The sequence below is a fragment of the Micromonospora sp. DSM 45708 genome (assembly GCF_039566955.1).
In the GTDB taxonomy this organism is placed as follows: Bacteria; Actinomycetota; Actinomycetes; order Mycobacteriales; family Micromonosporaceae; genus Micromonospora.
Genome location: NZ_CP154796.1, coordinates 3,317,429 through 3,326,423, shown reverse-complemented (window position 1 = coordinate 3,326,423; position 8,995 = coordinate 3,317,429). Strand labels below are relative to the sequence as shown.

Here is an 8,995-nt window from a genome sequence, read left to right as displayed (position 1 = left end):
CCAGGCGGACCAACGAGGGACGGCGATGACCGACGTACTGATCGTGGGCTACGGCCCGGTGGGCCAGGTGGCCGCGATCCTGCTGGCGCAGCGCGGCTTCACGGTGCGGGTGCTGGAGAAGTGGACCACCCCGTACAGCATGCCGCGCGCCGTCTCCTACGACGGCGAGGCCAGCCGGATCCTCGCCGCCTGCGGCGTCGCCGACCGGCTCGGCGACGTGACCGAACTGTCCGGCGAGTACACCTGGAAGAACGGCTTCGGCCGCACGCTGCTGCACGTGCGCGCCGCGCCGGACGGCCCGTCCGGCTGGCCCGACTCCACGTCGTTCTACCAGCCCGGCGTGGAGGAGCGGCTGGCCGAACGCGGCGCGGAGCTGCCCGGCGTGCGGGTGCAGCGGGGCGTCGAGGTGACCGGCCTGACCGACCACGGCGACCGGGTCGAGGTGACCGCCGTGGACGGCGACGGCGACCAGCACACCTACACCGCGTCCTGGGTGCTCGGCTGCGACGGCGCGAACAGCTTCGTCCGGGGCTGGCTCGGCTCAGGCGTCACCGACCTGGACTTCACCCACGACTGGCTGGTCTGCGACGTGGTGCTGCACACCCCGCGCGAGTTCACCCCCAACAACCTCCAGATCTGCGACCCGGCGCGCCCGCGTACCGCCGTCTCCGCCGGGCCGCACCACCGGCGGTGGGAGTTCATGCGGGTGCCGGGGGAGACGCTGGAGGAGTTCCGCACCGAGGCCAGCGCCTGGCGGCTGCTCGGCCTGTTCGACATCACCCCGGACAACGCCCGGCTGGACCGGTACGGCGTCTACACCACCCAGGCGTGCTCCGCCGACCTGTGGCGGCGCGGCCGGGTGTTCCTGGCCGGCGACGCCGCGCACGTCATGCCGCCCTTCCTCGGGCAGGGCATGAGTTCCGGCTTCCGCGACGTGGTCAACCTGGCGTGGAAGCTCGACCTGGTACGCCGGGGCCGGGCCGGGGAGGCGCTGCTCGACACGTACCAGGTGGAACGGCGGGCGCACGTGCAGCACGCGATCCGGATGTCGATGGACTCCGGCGCGGTGATCTGCGAGACCGACCAGAAGAAGGCCGCCGGTCGGGACTCGGTGATGCTGGCCGCGCTGCGCCGGCGTACCCAGCAGCGGCACGTCCGCTCGCTGCGCGAGGCGATCGTCGACGGGGTGCTGCACCGCGCCGACGACCAGACGCCCACCCCGCGCGCCGGCGAGCCCGCGCCGCAGGGCCGGGTGACCGTCGACGGGCGCACCGGCGGCTTCGACGACGTGGTGGGCGTCGGCTTCGCGCTGCTCACCCGGGAACCCGCCACGCTGGACGCCGACGCGGTCGCGTTCCTCGACGACCTCGGCGCGTACCGGCTGGTGGTGCGGCCGGCGGACGACGGCGCGGCGGCGGGCGAGCTGGCCGACCTCGACGGCGTCTACTCGACCTGGCTGGGCGGCGCGGACGCCGCGCTGATCCGGCCGGACTTCTACCTCTTCGGGGTGGCCGCCGGCCCCGACGCCGCCGCCACCCTGGTGGCCGACCTGCGCCGGCAGGTCTCCGCCCCCGCCCTGCAACCCTGACCACCCCTGCGCAGCCCTGAGGAGCTGACATGTTGGAGAACCTCCGCACCCTCGGCCGGGTCATCCGGACCATGACCACCAAGGACCCGGTGACCCGGGTCCGCCGGTTCTACGAGATCCAGTCGCCGGACGTCGAGTTCGCGGCCCGCACCTCCCGCTACATGAACGTCGGCTACTGGGAGGAGGGCGTCACCAGCATCGACGTGGCCGGCCAGGCGCTGGCCGACAAGCTCGCCGACGCCGCCGGGTTCAAGCCCGACGACACCGTGGTCGACGTCGGCTTCGGCTACGGCGACCAGGACTTCGCCTGGCTGCGGGACCGCCGGGTGGCGAAGGTGCACGGCATCAACGTGACGCCGCGGCACGTCGAGCACGCCCAGGAGCGGGCCCGCCGCGAGGGCCTGGCCGACCGGGCCGACTTCCAGCTCGGCACCGCCACCGCGCTGCCGTTCCCGGACGCCAGCGTGGACCGGGTGGTGGCGCTGGAGTCGGCGTTCCACTTCCACCCGCGCAGCGCGTTCTTCGCCGAGGCGTTCCGGGTGCTGCGGCCGGGCGGCACGCTGGCCACCGCCGACATCATTCCGCTGAGCAACGACACCGCGCGCATGTCGCTCAACTCCGGCCCGCTCAGCTTCGTCAAGTTCAGCCTGCCTGACGAGAACTGGCACGACCGTAAGACCTACGGCGAGCAGCTCGCCGCCGCCGGCTTCGGCGCCGTGGAGGTGCACTCCATCGCGGACCGCACCTGGGAGGGCTGGCGCCGGTTCCAGTCCGCCCGCCCGTCCGACCCGGCGTTCCGCGCCGCCGCCGACGGCAGCGCGGTCAAGGGAATGGCGAACCACTGGCGCGACACCGAGCTGATCAAGAAGGAGCTGGGTCTGCTCGACTACGTCATCGCGGTGGCGCAGAAGCCGTGAACCGCCGCGGTCCCCGCCGCCCGGACCGGGCGGCGGGGACCGGCGTGGCGACTCAGCGGACCGCCGTGCCGGTCAACGCACCCGAGAGGGTACGCAGGATCGCCGGCTGGTGGGACGCCAGGAAGAAGTGCCCGCCCGGGAAGACGTGCAGGTCGAACGCGCCGGTGGTGTGCTCCGACCACGCCCTCGCCTCGTCCACAGTGGTCTTCGGGTCGGCGTCCCCGGTGAACACCGTGACCGGGCAGCTCAGCTTCGGCCCCGGCGCGTATCGGTAGGTCTCCGCCGCCCGGTAGTCGCTGCGGATCGCCGGCAACGCGGCACGCAGCATGTCCGGGTCGCCGAGCACCGCCGAGTTGGGGCCGCTGAGCTTCTTCACGTCGGCCAGCAGGCCCTCGTCGTCGAGCAGGTGCACCGTCTCGTCCCGGTGGCACGACGGGGCCCGGCGGCCGGACGGGAACAGGTGCGCAACCGGCCCGCCCTCCGCCTCGAGCAGCCTCGCCACCTCGAAGCCCAGCGTCGCGCCCATGCTGTGCCCGAAGAACGCCAACGGTCGGTCCCGCCAGGGCCGCAGCACGTCGGCCAACTGCCGGGCCAGCTCCCCGATGCTCGGCACGCAGGGCTCGTGCCGGCGGTCCTGCCGGCCCGGGTACTGGATGCTGAGCACCTCCACCGCCGGTGACAGCGCCCGGGACACCGGGAAGAAGAAGCTCGCGGAGCCCCCGGCGTGCGGCAGGCACACCAGCCGGGGGGCACCGTCCGGGGCCGGATGGAACCGGCGAACCCACAGGCCGTTGTCGTGGTCGGTCATCGTCACGCGGTCCTTCCGGCGGTGGCGCCCGCGACCCGGGCGCCAGGGCGGTCCACCGGACGGTAACCGCGTCGCCGCCGGCCCGGCCACCCCCTAGCCCGCCGGGCGTACGGGTTAGGGGTTGTCGCAGCTCAGCGCGACGCCATAGCTTCCCCGCAGAGGGGACCCGTGGCTCCCGGATGACGCGTGCGCGCCGGACAACGGCAGGTCCCCGCCGACCGAGGGTCAGGTTGATGGACACCGAAGAGAAGCTCCGGGAGTATCTGAAGAGGGTCACCACCGACCTGCGGCGGACCCGGCAACGGCTCCGCGACGTGGAGGACTCCGCCCGCCAGCCGATCGCCGTGGTCGGCATGGCGTGCCGCTTTCCCGGCGGGATCACCTCGCCGGACGTGCTGTGGGACCTGGTGGCGGCCGGCGGGGACGCGATCGGCCCGTTCCCCGACGACCGGGGCTGGGACCTCGCCACGCTCTACGACCCGGACCGGGAACGCCCCGGCACGTCCTGCGTGCGCGACGGCGGCTTCCTCACCGACGCCGCCGGCTTCGACCCGGCGTTCTTCGGCGTCTCGCCGCGCGAGGCCCTCGCCATGGATCCGCAGCAGCGGCTGCTGCTGGAGGTGTCCTGGGAGGCGTTCGAGTCCGCCGGTGTCGACCCCACCGGGCTGCGCGGCGGACGCGTCGGCGTGTTCGCCGGCCTGACCCACGCCGACTACGCGGCCGGTGCCGCCGACGTGCCCGACGGGGTCGCCGACTACCTCGGGCTGGGCAGCGCCGGCAGCGTCAGCTCCGGCCGGGTGTCGTACGCGTTCGGGTTCGAAGGGCCGGCCGTCACGGTCGACACCGCCTGCTCCTCGTCGCTCGTGGCGCTGCACCTGGCCGTGCAGTCGCTGCGCGCCGGTGAGTCCGACCTGGCCCTGGCGGGCGGCGTGACCGTGTTGCCGACCCCGTCGATTTTCGTGGACTTCACCCGGCAGAACAACCTGTCCCGGGGCGCCCGCTGCCGGGCGTTCGCCGACGCCGCCGACGGCACCGCGCTCGGCGAGGGCATCGGCGTGCTCCTGGTCGAGCGTCTCGCCGACGCCCACCGGCTCGGCCACCGGGTCCTCGCCGTGGTGCGGGGTTCGGCGGTGAACCAGGACGGGGCGTCGAACGGGTTGACCGCGCCGAACGGTCCGTCGCAGCAGCGGGTGATCCGGGCGGCGCTGGCGGACGCCCGGTTGTCCGCCGCGGAGGTGGACGTGGTGGAGGCGCACGGCACGGGCACCACGTTGGGTGACCCGATCGAGGCGCAGGCGTTGCTGGCCACGTACGGGCAGGAGCGGGAGCAGCCGCTGCTGCTGGGGTCGATCAAGTCGAACATCGGCCACACCCAGACCGCCGCCGGCGTGGCCGGGGTGATCAAGATGGTGCAGGCGATGCGGCACGGCACGGTGCCGGCCACGCTGCACGTGGACGCGCCGTCGACCAAGGTGGACTGGACGGCCGGCGCGGTCGAGCTGGCCACGTCGGCGCGGGACTGGCCGGCCGCCGACCGGCCCCGCCGCGCGGCGGTGTCGTCGTTCAGCATCTCCGGCACCAACGCCCACGTGATCCTGGAAGCGCCCACCCCGGCCGAGGACGAGCCGCCGGCCATCCTCGACGCGGCGACGTTGCCGGTGCTGCCGTGGCTGGTGTCGGGGCGGTCGCCGGACGCGCTGGCGGGTCAGGCGGCGCGGCTGCTCGACCACGTGCGCGGGCACGCCGACCTGTCGCCGGCCGACGTCGGCTTCTCGTCGGCGACCACGAGGGCCGCGTTGGCGCACCGGGCCGTGGTGGTCGGCACGGACCGCGACGCGCTGCTGGCCGGCTTGGCCGCGCTGGCCGAGGGCGGTGCGGCTCCCGGACTGGTGACCGGTGAGGTGGGTTCGGGTCGGCGGGTGGTGTTGTTCACCGGTCAGGGTGCGCAGCGCGCCGGTATGGGTCGGGAGTTGTATGCGGCGTTTCCGGTGTTCGCGGACGTGTTCGACCGGGTGTGTGCCGGGTTCGTGGGCCGGTTGGACCGTTCGTTGCGGGACGTGGTGTTCGACGGCGGTGACCTGGTGGACCGGACGGTCTACGCGCAGGCGGGGCTGTTCGCGGTGGAGGTGGCGTTGTGGGAGTTGCTGTCGTCGTGGGGGGTGCGGGCGGACTATCTGGCGGGGCATTCGATTGGTGAGGTGACGGCCGCCCATGTGGCGGGTGTCCTGTCGTTGGCGGATGCGTGCGTTTTGGTGGCGGCGCGTGGGTCGTTGATGCAGGCGTTGCCGGCTGGTGGCGGGATGTTGGCGGTGGGCGCGTCGGAGGCCCAGGTTCGGGAGTTGGCGGCTGGTGTGGATGTGGCGGCGGTGAATGGTCCGTCGTCGGTGGTGCTGTCCGGGTCGGTGGAGGATCTGGAGCGGATCGCGGGGGAGTGCACCGCCGAGGGTTGGCGGGTGAAGCGGTTGACGGTCAGTCACGCGTTCCACTCGCGGTTGATGGAGCCGATGCTGGCGGACTTCCGGGCCGCGATCAGTGGTCTGGACTGGCGGGCCCCGCGTGTGCCGATCGTGTCGAACCTGACCGGTCGGCTCGCCGACCCCGCCGAGATCGCGGGTCCGGACTACTGGGTGCGGCACGTCCGCGACGCGGTGCGGTTCGCCGACGGGGTGGCCACGCTGCACGAGTTGGGTGTGGGCACGTTCCTGGAGGTCGGCCCGGACGCCACCCTGACGGCGATGGCCGCCGACACCCCGGCCGACCGGCCCGTGCACCACATTCCGGCGTTGCGGCGCGACCAGGACGAGGTCACCGCGCTCACCACGGCGGTAGCTCGGCTGCACGTGGCCGGCACACCGGTGGACTGGGCGGCCTGGTTCACCCGGGACGGGCGGCGGCCGGCCACCGTCGACCTGCCCACCTACGCGTTCCAGCACCAGCGGTACTGGATCGACGCCCGCACCGCCGGCCACGACGCCGCCGGCCTGGGCGCCCGCGACGCCGGTCACCCGCTGCTCGACACCGCGCTCGCCACCGCCGCCGGTGACGTCCGCGTCCACGGCGGCCGGCTGTCCGCGCGTACCCAACCCTGGCTCGCCCACCACGTCGTCCGCGGCCGGATCGTCGTGCCCGGCACCGCGCTGGTCGAAATGGCGCTGCACGCCGGCGCGCAGGCCGGCTGCGACACCGTCGAGGAACTGACGCTCGCCGCGCCGCTCGTCCTGCCCGACGACGGGGCCCGCACGCTCCAACTCCAGCTCGCCGCGCCCGACGAGCACGGCCGACGCCGGATCACCGTCCACTCCCGCCCCGCCGACGACCCGCACGCCGACTGGACCGCCCACGCCGACGGGGTCCTCGCCCCCGGCGCGGACGAGACCGCCGAGCCGCTGACCGCCTGGCCACCGCCCGGCGGCGTCGCCGTGCCGGTCGAACCGATCTACACCCGGCTCCGCGACCTCGGCGTCGCCCACGGGCCCACGTTCCGCGGGCTGCGCGCCGCCTGGCGTACGCCCGACGGGGTCTTCGCGGAGGTGGAACTGCCCGACGGCACCGCCACCACCGGCTACGCGCTGCACCCGGCGCTGCTCGACGCCGCGCTGCACGTCGTCGGCCTCGCCGACGACCCCGCCGCCGACGACGCCGGCGCCCGGCTGCCCTGGGCCTGGAGCGGCGTCACGCTCACCGCCGAGGGCGCCACCCACCTGCGGGTACGGCTCACCCGCAGCGGCCCGGCCAGCACGCTCACGCTCGCCGACGCGGCCGGCGCGCCGGTGGCCCGCATCGACGCGCTGGTGTCCCGCCCGCTCGCCGCCGACCAGCTCGACCCCGGCACCGCCGAACTGCCCCTCTACGACCTGCGCTGGAACCCGGTGCCGCTGCCGGCCCGACCGGCCACCGGAATCGCGCCGCTCGACCCGGGGACCGGCCTCGCCGGGACCGCCGACGACGCCCGGCTGGTGCTCGTCCCCGCCGGGCACACCGCGCCCGACGACCCGCTCGCCGGCACCCGCAGCCGGCTCGCCGACACGCTCACCCTGATCCAGGACTGGCTGGCCGACGACCGGTACGCCGGCCGGCGGCTCGTCGTGCTCACCCGGGGCGCGGTACCCGTCGACGGTGACGTCACCGACCTGGCCGGCGCCGCCGTCTGGGGGCTGGTCCGCGCGGCGCAGCTCGAACACCCCGGCCGTTTCGTCCTCGCAGACCTGGCCGGTGACGACGACACCGACCTGCTCGCCCGCGCGCTCGCCACCGACGAACCCCAGTTCGCGCTCCGCGCCGGCCGGCTGCTCGTCCCGCGCCTCGCCCCGGCCGAACCCGACCCGACCGGCGCCGTGGACCTCGTCCCCGACGGCACCGTGCTGATCACCGGCGCGACCGGCGCGCTCGGCGGCGTCGTCACCCGCCACCTCGTCACCCACCACAAGATCCGGCACCTGCTGCTGGTCAGCCGGCACGGCGCCGACGCCCCCGGCGCGGCCGACCTGCTCGCCGACCTCACCCGCCTCGGCGCGCGGGTCAGCCTCACCGCCGCCGACGTGGCCGACCGCGAGCAGGTCGCCGGGCTGCTCGCCGCCGTGCCCGCCGAACACCCGCTCGCCGGCGTGGTGCACGCCGCCGGCGCGCTCGACGACGCCGTGGTCACCGCGCTCACGCCGGACCGCACCGACGCGGTGCTGCGCCCCAAGGCCGACGCCGCCTGGCACCTGCACGACCTCACCCGCCATCTCGACCTGCCCATGTTCGTGCTGTTCTCCTCGATCGCCGGGCCGCTCGGCGCCCCCGGGCAGGGCAACTACGCGGCGGCGAACGCGTTCCTCGACGGCCTCGCCCACCACCGCCGCGCCGCCGGGCTCGCCGCCACGTCACTGGCCTGGGGACCCTGGGCGGAAACCGGCGGCATGACCCGCGACCTGGGCACCGCCGGCCGGGACCGGCTCGCCCGCCAGGGCATCGTCCCGCTCACCACCGACCGGGCGCTGGCCCTCTTCGACGCCAGCCGGCGCGGCCGGCAGCCGCTGCTGCTCCCGGTCCACCTCGACCTGGCGGCGCTGCGGGCCCGCACCGGCCGCGACGAGCTGCCGGCGTCGCTGCACGGCCTCGCCGGTGGGCCCGCGCGCCGCGCCGCCGCGACGACCACCGGCGGCCTCGCCGACCGGCTCGCCGGGGCGTCCGCCGAGGACCGGGCGCGCCTGGTCGCCGAGCTGGTCACCGGCCAGGTCGCCGACGTGCTCGGGTACGCCTCACCGGCCGCCGTCGGACCCGACCGCTCCTTCACCGAACTCGGCTTCGACTCGCTCACCGCCGTCGACCTGCGCAACCGGCTCACCACGCGGACCGGGCTCACGCTGCCCGCCACACTGGTCTTCGACCACCCCACCCCGGCCGCGCTGACCGGGCACCTGCTGGCCCGGCTCGGCCCGGCCGCGACCGCGCCCACCGTCCTCGACGAGCTGGACCGCCTCGAAGCCGCGTTCGCCGCCACCGGAGCCGACACGCTCGCCGAACTGACCGCCGACGACGAGACCCGTACCGCCGTCGCGGCCCGGCTCCGCGCCCTGCTCGCCCGCTGGGACGGCGACGGCGGCGACGTGGCCGCCAGCCTCGACGACGCCAGCGACGACGAACTGTTCGACTTCATCGACAGCCGCTTCGGCCGGTCCTGACCCGCGACAGGTGAAT

Annotated in this window: 4 protein-coding genes; 3 read left to right on the top strand and 1 reads right to left on the bottom strand. The window is 75.0% G+C overall.

Annotated elements, in window-relative coordinates; translation table 11 throughout:
- The first annotated feature begins 25 nt into the window (after positions 1-25).
- Complete coding sequence (gene mhpA / locus VKK44_RS14160; RefSeq protein ID WP_343447429.1) at positions 26-1,588, top strand: bifunctional 3-(3-hydroxy-phenyl)propionate/3-hydroxycinnamic acid hydroxylase MhpA; 1,563 nt, start codon at positions 26-28, stop codon at positions 1,586-1,588.
- 29 nt (positions 1,589-1,617) lie between these two features.
- Positions 1,618-2,505 (top strand): class I SAM-dependent methyltransferase, encoded by an 888-nt coding sequence (locus VKK44_RS14155; RefSeq protein ID WP_343447428.1) that lies wholly within the window; start codon positions 1,618-1,620, stop codon positions 2,503-2,505.
- Between the two features lie 52 nt (positions 2,506-2,557).
- On the opposite strand, the gene VKK44_RS14150 is transcribed toward VKK44_RS14155, so the two are convergent.
- Positions 2,558-3,313, bottom strand: coding sequence for a thioesterase II family protein (locus VKK44_RS14150; RefSeq protein ID WP_343447427.1), 756 nt, complete (start codon positions 3,311-3,313; stop codon positions 2,558-2,560).
- 230 nt (positions 3,314-3,543) lie between these two features.
- Here VKK44_RS14150 and VKK44_RS14145 point away from each other — a divergent pair, with 230 nt between their 5' ends.
- Positions 3,544-8,979, top strand: coding sequence for an SDR family NAD(P)-dependent oxidoreductase (locus VKK44_RS14145; RefSeq protein WP_458351643.1), 5,436 nt, complete (start codon positions 3,544-3,546; stop codon positions 8,977-8,979).
- The last annotated feature ends 16 nt before the right edge of the window (positions 8,980-8,995 follow it).